Origin of the sequence: Clostridium formicaceticum (assembly GCF_001854185.1) — a bacterium.
Taxonomy (GTDB): Bacteria; Bacillota; Clostridia; order Peptostreptococcales; family Natronincolaceae; genus Andreesenella; species Andreesenella formicacetica.
This window is the reverse complement of record NZ_CP017603.1, coordinates 3730968-3750128: the sequence shown is the minus strand read 5'-3', so window position 1 is coordinate 3750128 and position 19161 is coordinate 3730968. Positions and strand designations below refer to the sequence as shown.

At 34.8% G+C, this 19161-nt stretch carries 19 protein-coding genes; 13 read left to right on the top strand and 6 right to left on the bottom strand.

What is annotated here, in order from left to right:
* Positions 1 to 74 precede the first annotated feature (74 nt).
* From BJL90_RS17525 to accB, 4 genes are read right to left on the bottom strand one after another with little or no spacing between them, the layout of a single operon-like run.
* Positions 75 to 1025 (bottom strand): acetyl-CoA carboxylase carboxyltransferase subunit alpha, encoded by a 951-nt coding sequence (locus BJL90_RS17525; RefSeq protein WP_070971072.1) that lies wholly within the window; start codon positions 1023 to 1025, stop codon positions 75 to 77.
* Positions 1018 to 1845, bottom strand: coding sequence for an acetyl-CoA carboxylase, carboxyltransferase subunit beta (accD, locus tag BJL90_RS17520; protein WP_070971071.1), 828 nt, complete (start codon positions 1843 to 1845; stop codon positions 1018 to 1020). Before accD ends, BJL90_RS17525 begins: the two co-directional genes overlap by 8 nt.
* Positions 1839 to 3215 carry an acetyl-CoA carboxylase biotin carboxylase subunit gene (locus tag BJL90_RS17515; protein WP_070971069.1) on the bottom strand — a complete coding sequence of 459 codons (1377 nt, stop codon included), beginning with the start codon at positions 3213 to 3215 and terminating at the stop codon, positions 1839 to 1841. Before BJL90_RS17515 ends, accD begins: the two co-directional genes overlap by 7 nt.
* Before the next feature lies 1 nt (position 3216).
* A complete protein-coding gene (gene accB, locus BJL90_RS17510) occupies positions 3217 to 3687 on the bottom strand; it encodes an acetyl-CoA carboxylase biotin carboxyl carrier protein (protein ID WP_070971066.1) in 471 nt (156 codons plus the stop codon).
* A gap of 416 nt (positions 3688 to 4103) precedes the next feature.
* Between accB and BJL90_RS17505 the strand changes: the two genes are divergently transcribed.
* From BJL90_RS17505 to BJL90_RS17485, 5 genes are all read left to right on the top strand, one after another.
* Positions 4104 to 4889: an ABC transporter ATP-binding protein gene (locus BJL90_RS17505; RefSeq protein ID WP_070971064.1), complete on the top strand. Its 786-nt coding sequence runs from the start codon at positions 4104 to 4106 to the stop codon at positions 4887 to 4889.
* Between the two features lie 65 nt (positions 4890 to 4954).
* Positions 4955 to 6007 carry an ABC transporter substrate-binding protein gene (locus tag BJL90_RS17500; protein WP_070971062.1) on the top strand — a complete coding sequence of 351 codons (1053 nt, stop codon included), beginning with the start codon at positions 4955 to 4957 and terminating at the stop codon, positions 6005 to 6007.
* Between the two features lie 111 nt (positions 6008 to 6118).
* Complete coding sequence (locus BJL90_RS17495; RefSeq protein WP_236904947.1) at positions 6119 to 6976, top strand: ABC transporter permease; 858 nt, start codon at positions 6119 to 6121, stop codon at positions 6974 to 6976.
* 280 nt (positions 6977 to 7256) lie between these two features.
* Positions 7257 to 8372, top strand: coding sequence for a uroporphyrinogen decarboxylase family protein (locus BJL90_RS17490; RefSeq protein WP_335617805.1), 1116 nt, complete (start codon positions 7257 to 7259; stop codon positions 8370 to 8372).
* A gap of 6 nt (positions 8373 to 8378) precedes the next feature.
* Complete coding sequence (locus BJL90_RS17485) at positions 8379 to 9029, top strand: corrinoid protein (protein ID WP_081562076.1); 651 nt, start codon at positions 8379 to 8381, stop codon at positions 9027 to 9029.
* A gap of 363 nt (positions 9030 to 9392) precedes the next feature.
* Here the strand turns inward: BJL90_RS17485 and BJL90_RS17480 are convergent, their stop codons facing one another.
* A complete protein-coding gene (locus BJL90_RS17480) occupies positions 9393 to 9761 on the bottom strand; it encodes a hypothetical protein (protein WP_070971059.1) in 369 nt (122 codons plus the stop codon).
* A gap of 663 nt (positions 9762 to 10424) precedes the next feature.
* Complete coding sequence (locus BJL90_RS22155) at positions 10425 to 10760, bottom strand: hypothetical protein (protein WP_169824239.1); 336 nt, start codon at positions 10758 to 10760, stop codon at positions 10425 to 10427.
* Between the two features lie 73 nt (positions 10761 to 10833).
* Between BJL90_RS22155 and gnd the strand changes: the two genes are divergently transcribed.
* The 8 genes from gnd to cas5b all read left to right on the top strand — a co-directional run bounded on the left by gnd (position 10834) and on the right by cas5b (position 19139).
* Positions 10834 to 11730: a phosphogluconate dehydrogenase (NAD(+)-dependent, decarboxylating) gene (gene gnd, locus BJL90_RS17475; protein ID WP_070971056.1), complete on the top strand. Its 897-nt coding sequence runs from the start codon at positions 10834 to 10836 to the stop codon at positions 11728 to 11730.
* Between the two features lie 26 nt (positions 11731 to 11756).
* On the top strand, positions 11757 to 13241 hold the full coding sequence (gene zwf, locus BJL90_RS17470) for a glucose-6-phosphate dehydrogenase (RefSeq protein ID WP_070971052.1): 1485 nt from the start codon (positions 11757 to 11759) through the stop codon (positions 13239 to 13241).
* A 12-nt stretch (positions 13242 to 13253) separates the two neighbouring features.
* Positions 13254 to 13874: a cyclase family protein gene (locus BJL90_RS17465; RefSeq protein WP_070971050.1), complete on the top strand. Its 621-nt coding sequence runs from the start codon at positions 13254 to 13256 to the stop codon at positions 13872 to 13874.
* A 179-nt stretch (positions 13875 to 14053) separates the two neighbouring features.
* Complete coding sequence (locus tag BJL90_RS17460) at positions 14054 to 15001, top strand: helix-turn-helix transcriptional regulator (protein WP_070971047.1); 948 nt, start codon at positions 14054 to 14056, stop codon at positions 14999 to 15001.
* A 100-nt stretch (positions 15002 to 15101) separates the two neighbouring features.
* Positions 15102 to 15830 (top strand): CRISPR-associated endoribonuclease Cas6, encoded by a 729-nt coding sequence (gene cas6, locus BJL90_RS17455; protein WP_070971045.1) that lies wholly within the window; start codon positions 15102 to 15104, stop codon positions 15828 to 15830.
* A 12-nt stretch (positions 15831 to 15842) separates the two neighbouring features.
* Positions 15843 to 17513 (top strand): type I-B CRISPR-associated protein Cas8b1/Cst1, encoded by a 1671-nt coding sequence (cas8a1, locus tag BJL90_RS17450; protein ID WP_070971043.1) that lies wholly within the window; start codon positions 15843 to 15845, stop codon positions 17511 to 17513.
* The gene (gene cas7i, locus BJL90_RS17445; protein WP_070971041.1) at positions 17513 to 18397 is read left to right on the top strand and encodes a type I-B CRISPR-associated protein Cas7/Cst2/DevR; all 885 of its coding nucleotides are present in this window, start codon (positions 17513 to 17515) and stop codon (positions 18395 to 18397) included. Before cas8a1 ends, cas7i begins: the two co-directional genes overlap by 1 nt.
* Entirely contained in the window at positions 18384 to 19139 is a 756-nt protein-coding gene (gene cas5b, locus BJL90_RS17440) for a type I-B CRISPR-associated protein Cas5b (RefSeq protein ID WP_070971038.1), read from the top strand. Before cas7i ends, cas5b begins: the two co-directional genes overlap by 14 nt.
* The last annotated feature ends 22 nt before the right edge of the window (positions 19140 to 19161 follow it).

The following is a 19161-nucleotide window of genomic DNA, read 5'->3' as shown; positions in this document are numbered from 1 at the left end:
GCTTAATGATAAAGACCTAAAAGCTTTATATATAGAGCTTTTAGGTCTATTTATTTTTGTTGCTTATATACCTTTTATTGCCAAACTCCTATTTTCCTAAGTTTTTTGTATCTAGTGTCCAGCAACTCTACTGAATTCATTTTTCTAAGGGTTTTTAACTCCTGGGAGATATATTGCTTGATATTATCTGCTGTAAAATCTATGTCTTTATGAGCACCACCCAAAGGCTCTTTGATGATACCGTCTATAACATTTAAAGAGAGTAAATCTTGAGCTGTTAATTTCATAATATCCGCTGCTTTTTCTGCGAGGCTAGCATCCTTCCACAATATACTAGAAAGGCCTTCTGGTGATATGACAGAATAGATAGCATGTTCTAGCATACAAACTCGATCTGCAACACCAAGGGCTAATGCACCGCCACTTCCACCTTCTCCTATAACGATAGATAGGGTAGGGGTTTTAAGCCTGCTCATTTCCATTAGATTAACAGCAATAGCCTCTCCTTGGCCCCTTTCTTCAGCAGCCAAACCACAATAAGCTCCCGGCGTGTCAATAAAAGTTATAATAGGTCTTTTAAACTTTTCTGCCTGTTTCATTAATCTTAGGGCTTTTCTATATCCCTCTGGATGAGGCATACCAAAATTTCTTTTAACATTTTCATTGGTATTCTTACCTTTTTGATGGCCTATTACTGTAACAGGTATCCCTTCAAACATTCCGATTCCTGCTACGATTGATTTATCATCTCCATAAAACCGATCTCCATGAAACTCTGTAAAATCAGAAATGAGCCTTTTGATATAATCTAAGGATTTTGGTCTTTCCTGAAGCCGTGCTAATTTTACTTTTTGCCAAGGACTTAGGCTTTCATAAACTTCTTTTCTCATGAGTTCAAGCTTTTGTGTTAGTACTTCAAGTTCATGAGATAGGTTGATATTATTTTTATCTGCAAAGTTTTTTAATTCAATAATTTTTCCTTCAAGCTCATGAATCGGCTTTTCAAACTCTAAAATATTATGCATCTATTTCTTCACCGCCCACTGCATGGATTTTTAAAATTTTAGATAGAACATTTCTCATATCTTTTCTATCTACGATTTTGTCAACAAAGCCCTTTGCTTGCAAAAACTCAGATTTTTGAAACCCTTCGGGTAGTTTTTGCCTAATCGTTTGTTCAATTACTCTAGGCCCTGCAAATCCAATAAGAGCCCCAGGTTCAGCAAGAATAATATCCCCTAACATAGCGAAACTAGCAGTAACCCCGCCTGTTGTTGGATTCGTCAAAACAGAAATATATAATAATCCCTCTTCTGATAATCTAGCTAAAGCTGCTGATGTTTTCGCCATCTGCATTAAAGATAATATTCCCTCCTGCATTCTAGCTCCACCAGAGGCACAAAAAATAATAACAGGCAGTTTGCTTTCAATAGCTTTCTCAATAGCCCTTGTGATTTTTTCTCCCACCACAGAACCCATACTTCCCATAATAAAATTAGGATCCATCACGCAAAGAATACAAGGTTCTCCCTGGATTTTGGCTTCTCCTGTGATTACAACTTCGTTTTCATGGGTACTGGACATTGCTGATATAACCTTTTCAGTGTAATTAGGAAAATTTAGAGGATCTGTAGTTTTTAATTCTGCATCATATTCTATAAATGTGTTTTCGTCTGCTAATTCTTTTATTCTATCTCTGGCTCCTAAGCCTTTAAGTTTTTCAACCTTCTCTGAGGTTACTGGGGTAGGCTTTACGGTATTGCTAGGTGCAACATTTTTTTTTGTTTGTTGATTAGGGGCATTGATAGGTGCATACTTTTTTTTGCTAAAGAGGTCTTTTAACATTTATTTGCCTCCGTTTCTGTGACTTTATTATTAAACATTTCTTTATCTATAAAGGAAGTATCTAATTGGTTCTTTAGAAATTTTTCATTACTTACAAGAGCTTTTTCAAACTCAATGTTCGTATTGATACCGGTGATTGCTAATTCATCTAGGGCTCTTTTCATTCGATCTATAGCTTCATTTCTATCTTTTCCCCATACGATAAGTTTGCCAATCATGGAGTCATAGGTAGGGGGGATTTTATAACCGCTGTAAATGTGGCTATCCATTCGAACACCATAGCCACCGGGAGGAAAATATCCTTCTATTTCACCAGGGGAAGGCCTAAAGTCCTTACTAGGATCTTCAGCATTGATTCTACATTCAATAGCATGACCATTGATTTTTATTTGGTCTTGCGTAATATTCAGTCTTTCTCCATAGGCTATCTTTATCTGTTCTTTTATTAAATCGATACCAGTGACCATTTCTGTTACAGGATGTTCCACCTGTATTCTTGTATTCATTTCTATAAAGTAAAAATCATTATGTTTATCCAACAAAAATTCTATTGTGCCAGCATTTGTATAATGAACAGACTTAGCTGCTCGAAGAGCCATTTCTCCCATTTTATTTCTTAGATCTTCACCTATAATTGCACAAGGAGCTTCTTCTAAAACCTTTTGATTTCTTCTTTGTAGGGTACAGTCTCTTTCACCTAGATGAATTACATTGCCATAATGATCTGCTAATATTTGAAATTCTATATGCCTAGGTTCTTCTATAAATTTTTCTACATACATAGCGTCATCATTAAAGGCTGTAGCGGATTCTGATTTTGCCATGTTAAACTTTTCGATAAACTCATTTTCACAATATACGATTCTCATTCCTCTTCCACCGCCACCGCTGGCAGCTTTTATGATAACGGGAAAACCAATTTTTTTAGCTACTTCAAAGGCTTCCTCTGCTTTATTTGTAGAACCTTGTGAACCAGGGACAACAGGAACGCCGGCTTCTATCATTGTTTTTTTTGCTTCGGACTTATTTCCCATCTTCTCCATATGTTCTTTAGAAGGGCCAATAAACTTTATATCATTTAATTCACATGCCTCTACTAACTTAGAATTCTCTGAGAGAAATCCGTAACCTGGATGGATAGCTTCGCATTTTGTGACCAGCGCTGCACTTATTATGTTATCTATGTTTAAGTAACTCTTTTTAGATGTCGCAGGCCCTATACAAATTGCTCTATCTGCCATATGTACATGGGCAGAATCCTCATCTATTTCAGAATAAACAGCCACAGTTTCTATGCCCATATCTTTGCAGGCTCGAATAATCCTAAGGGCGATTTCTCCTCTATTGGCAATAAGTATTTTCTTAAACATCCTAATACCTCCTGATCCTCATTAAAGGCTGGCCATATTCAACGATATCTTCGTTTTCTATCAATACCTCTATGACCTCACCGTCAAATTCGCATTGTATTTCGTTCATCATTTTCATCGCTTCAATAATGCACAAGGTTTGGCCTTTGTCTACTTTGTCTCCTGCCTTTACAAAAGGTGGAGCATCAGGACTGGGTTTTTCATAGAATGTACCGATCATAGAGGATTTTACTGTATAAATATTTTCATCCTCATTTATTGGCTGAATATGCTCTGGAACATTTACTTCAGATGCTACATCTTTAGAAGTTACCTTCGCTTCATTTGTATCTGTAACAATCATTGATGGACTGTTTTTATTTATAGATCTTTTATCAATCTTGATTTTAATATCATTTTTTTCTATTTCAACTGTTTGTATACTGGTTTTGTCTATTGTCAGAATTAAGTCCTTAATTTCTTTCATGTCCATAGTTAAAAAAACCTCCTTAAATTTATGTTATGCTTTAATGATATTATATCCTTATTACCTGGTACTAATACTTGATATTATACCATAAGCTTTGGGAGGAGTGCAATTATATATTTATAGATAATAAAGGTAATGAATTGGTTGGATGGCTATTTCACTTATCGAAGAAATCAATGAGTGAAGGCTTTTTTATAAATATAAACAATTAGACAATTCCACTGTAATCGTGTATAGTTTTAAAAGATTCATCATAAATATTGCCAATTAAAGAACTTCACTGTAACGTTATTGATTTCTAATTGATTTGGTAATAAAAAATCTTATGTGTTTTTATGCAACTATTAATTTAAGTTATGCAAGAAGAAACTTATATCAATGATCATAGTATAAGGGACAGTAGAAAAGGGAGGAAATCTATGCTGAATGTATCAGTAAAGCACTTAAGTTTTTCTTATGACAAGGATTTGATATTAGATGATATTAATATGAAGGTTAAAGCTGGAGCTTTTATCTGCCTACTAGGGCAATCTGGCTGCGGAAAAAGCACCTTCCTTCGTTTACTTGCAGGCTTGGAAAAGCCAAACTCTGGGGAAATTTTTGTAAACAACGAATCTGTTAAAAAAGCAGACCTACAGAGAGGTGTGGTTTTCCAGGATTATGGTCTTTTTCCTTGGATGACTGCTGGAGAAAATATAATGATTGCCCTTAAACAAAAGTTTAAGAATTTGAGCTTCAGCCAGCGCAAAGCGGAAGCACTTAGAAGGATGAAAGATGTGAAGTTAGCTGAGTCAGTTTTTGACAAGCTCCCCAAAGAGCTTTCTGGCGGTATGAAGCAACGTTGTGCAATTGCCCGTGCCTTCAGCATAGATCCTCCTATTCTTTTAATGGATGAGCCATTTGGTGCGCTGGACGCAGTAACAAGGATAAAACTTCAAGATTTAGTTTTAGAATTGTGGAAGAAAGAAACTGCAAATCGGAAGACAATTTTTTTTGTTACACATGATGTAGATGAGGCATTACTCCTAGCAACGGATATTTTTGTGTTTGGGCAAACACCTAGTAAAATCATTTACACCCATTCATTTGAAAACGATAAAAAACTAGATAGAAAAACAATACATGATGATAGTGAGGCTATGGCGCTGCGGAACCATCTTATAAAAATTATCCACAATGAGGTTCAAATAAAATCTAATATATAGGCTATGTTAACGATAACCTTTAACATAGCCATTATATAAATAAAATAAAGCAAAGGGGTATGAAGATGAAAAAAATGGAAAAAAACATTGTACTCTTAGTAATAGTAATGATCTTTTTAACGGGTTGCTCTACAGGAACTTCTGGAATAGCCACTACTGAGAAAGCCAAGATTAAATTAGCAGCACAGGCAACCTCCGGTCAGGTGTTCCAGTTTCTTGCTGAGGACAAGGGTTACTTGGAGGAAGAAGGTATTGACGTTGAACTTGTTTATATCAACAATGGTTCAGATGCTTTTTCAGCTTTAAGTTCAGGCCAAGTAGATGTAATTTCTACCTACGGTACAGGTGGACCTTTAATACAGATTGCAAACGGTCAAGAATTTACCATTTTTGGTGGCTATATGATTATCGGTGCAACGCCTGTTTTTGCTATGCCTGACACGGTATACAATAGTGTGGAAGATTTTCGCGGCAAAAAAATTGCTATTATGAGAGGTGGTACGCCTGATATCGTACTGAAGGGTATCTTATATGATGCAGGCTTCGATCTGGAAAAAGATGTTACCTTTGTTGAAATGAAAAGAAATCCAGATGTTATGGAAGCGGTACGCAACGGTGAAGTAGATTTCGGTGCAGTATCTACAGGCTTTGAGCTTCAAATTGCTGAGGCAGGGATGAAAATTGTTTTATGGCCAGATGAGCTTTGGCCTAACCATTCCTGCTGTCGTATGATTGCAAAAACAAGCTGGCTCGAGGAGAATCCTGAAGCAGCACAAAAGTTGTTGAGGGCATACCTAAGAGCTGAAGAAGCCATGCAAGAGGATATGGATCGGGTTGTTGCGTTAACGGTTGAAAATTTAGATATGACTGTTGAAACAGCAAAAAGCTTCTTGCTCAGCCCACACATGATTTATGAAACAGATCCCTATAAAAACAGTGTAATAACAATGTGGAAAAAAATGCAGTCTTTTGGTTATATCGTTGACCCTTCCATTGATATTGAAGACCATATCAATATCTCCAATTATAAAGCAGCTTTAGATTCTTTGATTGAAAGGTATCCCGATAGCCCCTTTTTCCAGAAGAAGCTGGTCATGTTTGAGGAACATAATCTATAGTTCTCATTACATAATTAGCTGTGACAGACTTGGTATGCAGCTGCATATCAAGTCTCCTTTTGAAACTTTAAAATACAATAAAATATCCTGCATTTCTGAAGGAGTGATGGCATGAAAAAATATATAACAGATAGGTTGGGACAAGCCTATTTTTTGCATGAAACCGTAAAACCTCAATATAATATTTTACGTTCTCTAAGGCGTATGGATGTAAGAAAATATATTGCCGATAGGCTGGGTATGGTTCTGATTTTTATCGGAATAATCGTCTCCTATTATCTTGCCACGGATATCTTCGGCATACTGGATTCTTTTTTGTTTCCAGGACTTAGTAAAATCTTGCCAGGGTTTATCTCGTATTTCAGGCAATTGATGGAAGGATTGAAAAGTTCTTTGAAATTGCTTATTCCTGCGTATAGTATGGCATTGATTTTAGGAATAGTTCTTGGGGTGGTTATTGGTCTAAAAAATTTGTTGCGGAAAAATATTACACCCTATATTAATGCCTTCAGTGCTGTTCCTGCTACGCTTTTGACTCCTTTTGCAATTTACATTTTTCCTTCCTTCCGAAGTGCCTCTATATTTATTATTTTTTTGGGAGCATTTTGGCCTATACTGGGCACAACTGTTAATGGGGTAATGACGATTGATAAGAGATATTTAGAAAATGCAGCAACGTTAGAAATAACTGGAGTAGAAAAATTGTTCAAAGTAATACTTCCTGCAGCTTCACCTACCATACTTTCCGGATGTGCTGTTGCACTTAAATTTTCCTTTGTATTACTTACAGTGGCGGAAATGTTTGGTGCTACCTCTGGTATGGGCTATTTCGTTCAATACTACGCTGATTTTGCTCGTTTTGATCTCGTAATTGTTGGATTTATTTTTATGGGGCTTGTATTGGTTGGAATTATGTATTTATTTGATAAAATAAAGTCTAGAATTTTACGCTGGACCATAAACAATTAGCGCTGTTTTTTATTAAGAGTCTTATTTCTGTTAGAAAGATGATCATTACTATAGAAAAGAACTACACAAAAGAGTATAGGTGGTTTGATTTATATTGATCTATTTTTTGTCTAGTTGTTTATGGAATGACCAGTTTTGTAAACTATTGAGAAAAACGGTTATGTTAGATATAAAATGAGACTTAATTCATAAGTAGATGCCCAAAAGTTTGCACTTTAACTTTTGTGGCAATCTTAGCAATACACCGAAGGATAAATAAATCTGAAAAGAGGAATGATTCATGATGAATACAGATGCTATGACTCCAGCACAAAGAGCAGCGGCTCTTGCTAACGGGAGGGAAGTAGATAGATTACCCTGCAACCCCAATATTGCAAATGGAGCTGCTAGGGTCTATGGTTGCAAAATTTCAGAGTTTAATCGCAATCCTAAAGCCATTGCAGAGGCACAAATGGCGGTCTATCGTAAATTTGGCTGTGATAGTATGCGTATTTTTACGGATTTGTTCACATGGGCGGAAGCGATGGGGGCAACCGTCACCTTACCTGACGATGCTACGGCTGACTTAGCAAAACCGGCTATTTCCCGTATAGAAGATATTGATAAGTTGTGTCCTGCCGATCCTTATAAGGATGGGCGGTTGCCAATACACTTGGAAGCAATGAAATATTTGCAGGACTTTGCTAAGGATGAAATAAAATGTTCTGCCGGCATTGTTGGGCCCTTTACTAACGCATTTTTTCTATTTGGTGTTAATAGAACCCTGAAGCTAATTCATAAAAATCCTCAAGCAGTTCACAAGCTTTGCCGTATCTCACTGGAAACCTGTAAAGCATACGCCAAAGCAGCACTGGACATAGGTCTAAGCCCTACCATATCGGAACCCATGTCCTCTTGTACAGTTGTCAGTCCGAAGGTTTTTCGCGAACTTTCACTGCCCTATTTGAAGGAGTTAATTGATTTTATCGAAAACTATAATGGGACTAAAGTGATTATGCATATCTGCGGACAGACTGATAAGATATGGAAGGATCTTGCAGATCTGGGGATTAGCGGCATGAGTATTGATAATATAGCCAGCTTAAAGGATTGTAAACTGGCTATTGGGGATCGTACCAAAATTTTAGGCAATGTTGATCCCAGTGGTGTCATGTATTCGGGAAGCCCGCAGGATGTCCGCATTAAAACGCTGGAGGGTATTTTGGATGCCTATGATTCCCCAAAAGGATACATAGTTATGTCTGGGTGCAGCCTGCCGATTGAAACTCCTTTTGAAAATATTAAAATGATGATGGATACTGTACGAGAGGTGGGTTATCCTGTACAACCTGAAAGGGTGGCAGGGATGTTGGAGGATTATAGAAAACAATATGAAAATCAAACAAGGAGGGATTAGGTAAAGGTGAAGAGCAAAGAAGAATTTTTAAAAGTATTATCGGAATGTGTAGTGGAGATGGAAGATGAAAAAGTCATTCCGATGGCTGAAGAATACATAAAATATGACTATCCTGCTATTGATGGAATTTTGTATGGTTTGGTGGATGGCATGAACAGAGCCGCCGATTTATATGAAAAAGAGGAATATTTCATCCCTGAGCTGATGATTTGCTCGGATGCCATGTATAACGGACTAAATGTTTTACGTCCCCATTTGGAGCAATATGATTCCCAGCAAAAGTGCAAAGTGGTCATTGGTGTTGTGGAAGGGGATACCCATGATATCGGCAAGAATTTGGTGAAGATCATGTTAGAAGCAGCTGGGTATCAAGTGATCGATTTAGGACGTGATGTTCCGGCGGTAAGTTTTATCGATACGGTAAAGGCGGAGGAGGCAAGTGTGGTTGCCCTCTCTACGCTAATGACCACCTCTACCAGCAGTATGCAGAGGGTGATGGAACTATTGGATGAAGAAGGGCTACGTAGCAATGTTAAAGTAATTGTAGGTGGAGGGCCTATTTCACCGGGGTTCGCCAAAAAGATCGGTGCTGACGGTTATGCCAAAAATGCAGTGGAAGCGGTGAAGCTGCTAAATCATTTGATGGGTACATATTGAGATTTATTATTGAATGGAAGCTATAAATGAAATGAATCTTATACTTTATGCTATTATCTAGATTTTCGGTACCGGCAAAGGTTACTTTACAGTCACTATTACGAGAGTTGATATGTATGGAAATGGCATTTTACAAATGTCCTGTGTGTGGGTTTGTTCATCAGGTTCCAGAATATTGAAGAGGATTCTCCCCTGAAGAAGAAATAGAAATGATACATTGCAATCTGAAAACGAAAAAAATGTGTAGGGAACTGATGCTGAAGTTAATGCAAGAATAATGTTAAAAAAACTTCTTAAGCTGATAACCACATATTTTATGTGGTTATCAGCTTATAATAAATATTATTTTCTTTAAATAGATATTTAGGATGCCTTAGCAGTGGTCTTTATATCATTTCGAATAGGATACTCTATCACCGAATTTCGAATAAATCCAAAGTTACCAGTTTTTAAACCTTCTTGAAATTTCTCAAGAGCAAGACCGTTTTCTTTTCCTGGAACACTACTTTTTATAAAAGCATCTCTGTACTGTTTTTGTAAATCAGTTAATCCTTCTTCTTTTTCCAAAGGCTTTCTTATAAATCCAAAGTTGCTAGTTTTTAAACCTTCTTGAAACTTCTCAAGGGCAAAGCTGCTTTCTTTACCTGGAACACTGTTCTTTTTAAAGATAGAAGCATATTCCTGAAGTAATGTATCTTTTATTACGTTGTCTTTGTTTTGTTTTTCACACATATTAACGCATCCTCCTGTCAATTTTCCAATAATAGCTTATCATTACCAAACTTCTCATTTACCTTTATTTACACCTTGAAACAAAGGCAAGCTGCAATTTTCACAGTTAAAGAAGTTTTGAAAAAATATTGTCTTTTACCATGTTTAATACAAGACAATCATATAATATTGTTATAAAAATATCAAATTCGACAAAATTCGATAAAAACCATTTAACAGAGAATAGCTCTGTATACATAATACAATCTACAAAATTCGCTATCATTATAATTTTTTTCTATTAAAAACTAGAGTTCCTCTTGAAACTACTCTTCTACATAAGTATTTATACGAACAATCCTAATAAGGAAGAATGAGGATGCGAAAAAGGAAGAAATTAACAGAATATTATACTTTGTATTTGGTTAATATAATAGCGTAGGGTACGTAACGGTTGAGCCCAGACTTATATATGTTCCTCATTAGGGATATATATGGGTCGGCCAAAGATTATATATTGGTCATGGTCTGGCTAATATATAGTCGGAGGGAAGATCCTATAGTGTTGGGAAAGGTTTTATTATAGTCGATTACTTTCTTAATAATTTGATTATAATAAGATCCCAACCTATGCTATAGGGTCGAGCTAAGATGCTACAGGGTGCCGCAGGCTTTATAATAGTGTTATAGAGCTAATGGTTCTATACAGCCGAAAGGTTGTATAGGGCTATACAGGTATCCTGTAGGGTCGAACGAACCATCAGTATAGGTAATGATCTGCTTGTTTATGGTCGAAAGATCATAGGCAGGTAATAAGTTATCTATATTGGTGCAAGGTAGATCGTTACGTGCTCTTTTTATCCATAGATTTTCATAGTTAGATTTTAGTGCAGACGAGGGAGAGAATAATAATTCTTTATCCCTCATTTGCACTTTTTGTTTATAAACGGTTATCAACGCTACTTTTAAATCTTTTCTACTAGAAAGTTTTATTGTTTTATAGGGGGAAGGTATCTTCATGCATATAACCATAGGATAATAAATATAATAATCAAAACCAGTTTCAAGTTTATAGAAAATAGGAGTGATTATGATGGAAATAGGAATAATAGGTTTAGGAAAAATGGGATATAATCTTGCTCTGAATATAAAGGATCATCATCATAGGGTTGTAGCCTATAACAGATCCCCTGAAAAGACAAAGGAGGGAGAAGCAGAAGGATTGATAGGGGCTTATAGCATTGAAGAGCTGGTTAGTAAATTAGGTGCACCCAGAATCATTTGGCTTATGGTGCCAGCTGGTGATCCAGTAGATGACATGATAGAAATCCTGATTCCGCTATTGGATAAGGAAGATATTATTATAGATGGGGGGAACTCCAATTATAAGGATACCTTAAGAAGATATGAGATGCTGAAGGCAAAGAGTTTGCATTTTGTTGATGTTGGAACAAGCGGAGGCGTAGAAGGTGCAAGAAATGGAGCATGTATGATGATTGGGGCTGAGCAGGAAGTATTCGAAAGGATTGAGCTCATCATTAAGGATATATGTTTAGAAAAGGGATATTTGCATACCGGCAGAAATGGTTCAGGGCATTTTGTAAAGATGATTCATAATGGTATTGAGTATGGTATGTTACAGGCAATGGGTGAAGGCTTTGAAATTTTAGAAAAGAGTCAGTTTGATCTTAATTACAAAGAGTTGGCTAGGGTATGGAATCATGGTTCTGTTATTCGAGGTTGGCTTATGGAACTAATGGAAAGGGCCTTTGAAAAGGACCCACAGTTGGAAACCATCAAGGGAATAATCCATTCATCTGGGGAAGGTTTGTGGACAGTGCAGGAAGCTTTGGAACTTCAGGTGCCAGCACCGGTTATTACAGATTCATTGTTTGTAAGGTATAGATCTCAGCAACAGGACACCTTTACGGGTAAGGTGATAGCTGCTTTAAGAAATGAATTTGGAGGACACCATGTAGAAAAGAAATAACCATACTGAGGAAGCAGGTGAATAAAGTGGATACTAATTTAGATTTATCTTGTACTTTGGTGATATTTGGAGCTACTGGTGACTTAACCCATAGAAAACTATTGCCTGCCATTTACAATTTGCAGTATCAAAGATTGTTGCCAGAGGCGTTTTCCATTATGGCTATTGGCAGAAAGGATAAAACCAGTAATACTTATAGGGAAGAAGCCTACAAGGCAGTAAAGAAATTTTCAAGATTTCCTATGGAGGAAGAGGTTTGGAAGGATATAAGTCATAAAATTTATTATGAAAGTATGAATTTTTTGGAGAAGGAAGGATACATTGAACTGCAAAAAAGATTGCAAATCATAGATGAAAAGCATCACACTAAGGGGAATAAAATCTATTATATGGCGGTAGCACCAGAATATTTTCAGCATATCATTGATGCCCTTCATAAGCATGTGATAAATAAGGAAGAGAAATCATGGCGTAGAATCGTTATAGAAAAACCCTTCGGTAGAGATTTGGAATCAGCAAAGTATTTAAATAGCAAAATTGTTGAGGTCTTTCAAGAAAAAAACACCTATAGAATTGATCATTATCTAGGAAAAGAGATGTTGCAGAACATTATGGTATTGCGCTTTGCAAACATGTTTTTTGAACCTCTATGGAATAGTAAATACATTGATAATATACAGATATCTTCCAGTGAGAGGGTGGGGGTAGAAAATCGAGGGGGGTATTACGAGAAGGCGGGAGCAATGCGGGATATGGTACAGAGCCATATGCTCCAGCTAGTGAGTCTTATCGGAATGGAACCTCCCAATGATTTGGATACGGAGTCCATTAGAAATGAAAAGGTAAAGGTGCTAAAAGCCCTTAAAAAAATTACACAAGAGGATGTACAGGAAAACACCGTCCGTGGACAATATGGACCCGGTCAATTGGGGGGTGAAAGTTTTTTGGGCTATAGAGAAGAAGAACGTGTATCTGTGACCTCTGATACAGAAACCTATGTTGCGCTAAGGGTGTTTATAGAAAATTTTAGGTGGGCAGGGGTCCCATTTTATATAAGAACGGGAAAAAGAATGCCGCAAAAGTCTACAGAAATCATTATACAGTTTAAATCTATAGAAAATATATTATATTTTAAGGAAAAGATATTACAGCCGAATTTGTTGGTGATAAGGATTCAACCTAGAGAAGGGGTGTTTTTTCGATTTAATGCAAAGGAACCAGGAACCCAGCAAAAAATTATCCCCGTGCAAATGGATTTTTGTCAAAATTGTCAGTTGGATATCAATTCCCCAGAAGCCTATGAAAGGTTATTATATGATGTGATGCGGGGAGATTCTACCCTTTTTGCAAGATGGGACGAGGTGGAATATTCATGGAGATTTGTTGATAGTATTTTAGAGGGATGGAAAAAACAAAAACCAGTTTTTCCAAATTACGAAGCAGGGACTTGGGGACCAAAGGAGACAGATTTACTGCTGCAAAAAGATAAGCGGGGCTGGATCAATATATAGGAGAGGATAACAATGGAAATTTACGATGTTTCAATGGATATTCATCAGAATATGATGGTATATAAAAATAAAGAAGAAAATAAGCCTGAAATTACCGTAAAAACAGATCATAGTAACAGTAGAACTTACGAATCTTCTATAAGGATGGGAATGCACACCGGAACCCATATCGATGCTCCTTTACATATGCTGAAGGATGGGCAAACAATGGAGAATTACAGTATAGAAAACTTTGTAAAAAAGTGCAAGGTTTTAGATCTCACCTATGTAGAGAATAAGATTACCAAAAATATACTGCAAGAGAAAAATATTGAGAAGGGGGATTTCCTTCTATTTAAAACAAAAAATTCTTTTACGGAAGTCTTTGATTTTGAATTTATATATTTAGAGGAAAGCGGTGCTAAACATCTAGAGGAGATAGGTATTGCAGGGGTGGGAATTGATTCATTAGGCATCGAAAGAGAACAACCTCAATACGAAACCCATAGAACGCTGCTAGGTAAAAACATCATGATTATAGAGGGACTACAGTTAAAGGAAATAGAGGAGGGGGAATATACCTTAATTGCTTTACCATTAAAAATAAAAAACGTTGAAGCATCACCAGCAAGGGTGATATTAATAAAAGAATGATGAAGGACCTACTACTTCTAAGTGTTAGTATAAGTGGTGGGTCTTTTATTATAAGCTTCAAGAGATTCCTTAATTTATACATATTTGAACAACATAGGAAGGAAATGGTATATAAAACAAGAATATTATTATAACGGAATAGTCTATCAAAATCAGCTTTAGGTAGAAGGAGGATAAAGATGTCTAAAATATCAAATGCACTGAATATGTATTTTTTGCTTCAAGTAAAAGATATAGTAAAGGTTGAAGAAATAGCAGAAAAATTAGAAGTAACGCCTAGAATGGTAAAAAAATATAAGCAGGATTTGGAAATGGCAGGAATATACATAGGTTCGAAGTTAGGAAGAGATGGGGGGTATTACTTGGAGAATAAAAGAAGTTTAGAAGGAATACATCTTGCTATGGAAGAGCTGAGTACATTAAAAATGGCAACAGAAGCTATAAAAAGCGGCAAATATCATTACAGTTCAAAATTTGAAATTATGGCCAGTAAAATATTAAGCATTCATGAACCTACAGATAATATATATTATCACAATAAGGTTTTGCGTAAATCTGATGAAACGCTAGCAAAAGAAAAGATCGTATGGATAGATATTAATTTAGCTGTTAATCGAAACAAAAAAGTAAAGATAACCTATAAATCTTTAAAAAAGAAGGGATTAGAGATAAAAGAAAGATTAGTGAACCCTTACGGTATCTTTGATTATAAAGGAGCTACTTATTTTTTTGGTTACTGTGAAAGTGCAAAGGGTATAAGGTTTTTTAAATTATCTAGAATTATAACCTATGAAATACTAAAAGAGAAGTTTAATGAAAAAATCCCCTTTGACTTTGAGGAAGTTTTAGAAAAATCCTTTGGAATATATAATGATGAGCTTATAGAGCTTAAATTGAAAATCTACTATCCTATGAGTGAGATCGTAAAAGAAAAGCAAATTGCTAAGAATCAAAGAATAACGGTAATGGATGAAAATACGATATACTTTCAAGCAAAAATCAAAGGTTACACTGAAATAAAGACTTGGATTATGAGTATGGGAAGTAGTGTGGAGGTGCTAGAACCACTGAAACTTAAAGAGGATGTATTTGAAGAAATCAATAAAATCGCAAGTTTGTATAAATAATCTCTTAGAGATTATTTTTTTGAAATTAATCAACCAAATTTTTGAAACAGTACATTATATTTCCTATTTATAAATTATAATAGAGTTGGGAGGTGGAGCTATGCGATTTGGTGTAGAAATTTTATTAGAAAACGAGATGATACCTAAGGATAAAAATAGGATTATTTTATCGCTGCTCAAAAGTTGCTTTAGTTCATACAATGAAGATTATTACAAAGCCCTATATATGGAGGAACAGAACAAAAAGAAAGACTTTACTTTCTCTTTATACTTAGGTAATTGTAAATTTTTAAGAGAAGAAATCCTTGTTCCAAGTAAGAAAATTTTATTGAACTTTTCATCTTATCATCATGAAGATGGCATAATGTTTTTCAATTCTATTCTACATAATAAAGGAAAAAGCTATCCTATAACCAATAATACTATAACATTGCAAAAAATTAATCTTATTAGAGAAAAATTGGTGCATAGTTACGAGGTAACCTACAGACCATTAAGTCCTATAGTAGTTAGAGAACATAGCGGAAATAACAAAAAAACCTGGTATCATTCTCTAAGCAATCAAGAAGGACAAGCTATTTTTATAGAAAACCTGAAGTATCAAATAAAAGATGCATTGGGAGAAAAAGGATTGTTGGACTTTGAAGATGTAAAGATAGAAATAGCACAGACCAACAAAGAAGTCAAGGTAAAAAACTATGGTATTGAAGTGCTTTCTAATATAACCAACATAAAAATGAAAGGACAACCATACATTTTAGATTATTTATACAAGGCCGGTATTGGTAGTAAAAGGAGCAGTGGATTCGGCATGGTGGATATTGTGTAAGGAGGTGAGGAGATGGGGGAGAAGATAAGGTTAGAGATGAGTGATTGGTTGTATAATGCTGGGTTGGTAGGATTATATAATGTACTAAAACATTCAGGAGATAAGGTGGATTATGCAGAACAGTATATGGAGTTGGACTTATCTTTATTAGAAAACTTTGAAGAGAAATACTTTAAGTATTTTATTAATAAGTATCAAGCATACTTATCCTACTTTAAAATAGTATCTTATGAAAGTACAATCAAGTATCATGAGGATAAGAACTTTGAAACTTTTGAAGAAGAAGATTTAGAAGTACTAAATAACTACATTAAAAATGTAGTGAAATATTATTTGAACAGTAATAGCTATAGAGCGGCATATGAACTTATTAATGATGAAGTAGATATTTTAGAGTTAGCAAAGGAACTACAAATAATAAAAATAAGAAAGAAGGAATCAATAAAAGATAAAGACTCTGAAATAAAAAATATGTTTCAACAATTGAAAGTAATAATTAGCTATTGTAATAAAGATAATTATAGGAAATATTTAGCAGGAAAAAATGTCATCTATACTATAATAAAACATTCGTGGGATGGAGTTTGTTTTTTAAATCCGCAAACAAAGGAAAAAGATATTTACTTAGATTACAAGAACTATTTTATTGAGCCTGTTAAAGAATATATAGATAAAAAAGCTACTAATGAAAAATTCAATTGCTTTACTTGTGGTAGAAATATAAAAGACTTGAAAAATGACTTGAGCTTTCTAAATAATATAGGGTTTGATGTCAGTAGGAAATCCTCTCATACTTGGAATTTTAGTAATGATATTGCTGTGTGCCCTATATGCAAGTTGGTTCTTTCCTGTACTCCTGCTGGCATCACTTATGTATATGATAAAGGTATATACATAAATGACAACAATAGCTTTCAAGAGGCAGTAAACATAAACAATAAAGTGAAAAGTGAAATTCTGCAAGAACATAAAGCCGACAAGTTGCTTACTTATAGAGCGCTGGTGAATTCTATTCAAGACCAATTTCAAGACAAAGTGAAGTATGAATTAGCAGATATTCAAGTTGTCAGATACGAGGAAGGACAATATAGATTTAATATTTTATCAAAAAAAGCATTGTGCATAATAAGACAATCTCAAAATGATTTAAATAATATAATCCATAGTGGATTTAAGGAAATAAATACTTATTTTAATATTTATGAGCTTGTGATCAACAGAATTTTAAATAATCATAATTTATTTACACTTATACAAAAGCTTCTAGTGTACAAACTATCTAATCCTAAAGACTGTAGATTCAATACTTCACAACTAGTCAGTATATTAAATATAAATTTTAGATGTTTGGAGGGAATGGATTATATGAAAAACACAGATAAAGATATTATAAAAAATGCCAATATCTCAGGGTATTATTTGAGGGAGCAATACAAAGAGAAAGGAGCACAGGACAAATTAAATGGGATTTCCTATAGATTGCTTAATGCTTTAAAAACTAATAATAAAGATATGTTTATGGATACTCTATTAAATTGTTATTTATATTCACAAAAGACAGTACCTAGTATATTTTTAGAAGCTTTAAAAGACGATGAAAAATATAAAACTATTGGGTACGCTTTTGTTACAGGATTAATAGAAGGGAAAGAGAGTACTAAAAAGAACGGGGGAGATGAATAATGAAAAATGATATGAAACCAAAAGGATTAACACTATCTATGGTTTTTGAAGCAGAAAGTGCAAATTATGGAGAATCTGTGGGGAATGTAGCTTCATTGAAAAAGGTAGCTAGAGGAAAAGGCGAGCAGTATACCTATATAGCAAGACAAGCCATTAGGTATAACATCGTTGAACAACTTGGAGAAGCTTGTGCAGAAGTAAGGGCAGAGGGTAGTGGCGATAAAAAAGTAATACAATTCCATCCAGATGCAACCATAAAAGACTATCCAGAAGTAGATTTTTTTGGCTATCTTAAAACCATGAAGGGGACAGGAGGAAAGAAGAGATCAGCTAAGGTAAGACTTTCAAACGCAATATCTTTAGAAACCTTTAAAGGAGATTTAGACTTCTTAACCAACAAAGGACTAGCAGATAGAATAAAGGAAAATATGAACATAGCACAAGCTGAGATACATAAGTCTTACTATCGATATACTGTAACTGTGGATTTAGAGCAAATAGGCATCGATGAAGAATATGAGATAGAAATAGATAATACAGAAAAAGCAAGAAGGGTTCACAAATTGTTAGACACAATCGCATTATTGTATAGAGATATAAGGGGGAGGAGAGAAGATCTAAAACCTCTATTTGCTATAGGTGGAGTATATGATATTAAAAATCCAATATTTCAAAATGTTTTGGATGTAAAAGACCAGCGGTTAATTGTTGAACAGATAGAAGGCGTATTATTTGAAAATATTAAAAAAGATACTTATTGTGGGTTAATTGAAGGTAAATTTGAAAATGATAAAGAAATCAAAGAAAGGTTAAATCCTCAATCGATGCCAAAACTTTTTGAGACTTTAAAAGGAAAGGTAAAGGATTACTATGAAGGCTATTAGATTAAAACTATACCAGGAAATGACCAACTATAAAAAACCTACAAGTTTTCAGTTAAAGGAAAGCTATCCCTTACCACCATACTCTACTGTTATAGGAATGGTGCATACTTTGTGTGATTATAAGGAGTATAAAGAGATGGATATCAGTGTTCAAGGTAAATACTTCTCTAAAGTGAACGATTTATTCACAAGGTATGAGTTTAAGAGTGGAATGACATTCGATGGTGCTAGACACCAAATAAAGGTTGAAGAATTTGGCATCAGCAGAGGTGTTGCTACAACGGAGCTTTTGGTTGATGTAGAGCTTTTAATTCATATCATTCCATATGATCAAAGATTAATTGCTGAGATAGAAAGTGCTTTGCTGTATCCTAGAGAATATCCTTCACTAGGAAGAAGAGAAGATTTAGTTGTTATCCAAGAAGTAAAAGTAGTAGATGTTTTAGAAAAAGAATTAGAAGAGGATATTGAGTTAGAAGAAAATTATACAGCCTATATACCGTTAAAATTAATTGATAGTGGAGCTATCATATTAAGTGGACCAGATGCTGGTATTAGGAGTAGAGGTACAAAGTATAAATTAAATAAAAACTATGAGTTAGTAAACTATGGAACTAAAAAAGCACCTAAAGTTTTTAGGAAATGGAATAAAGTAGATGTTTTGTACACCTCTAACATTATTGCCAGTGAATATGAAACTATATTAATAGATGAAGATGAGAATATTGTTTTTGCTTCTTGAATAACCTCAAAGGAGGGAAAAT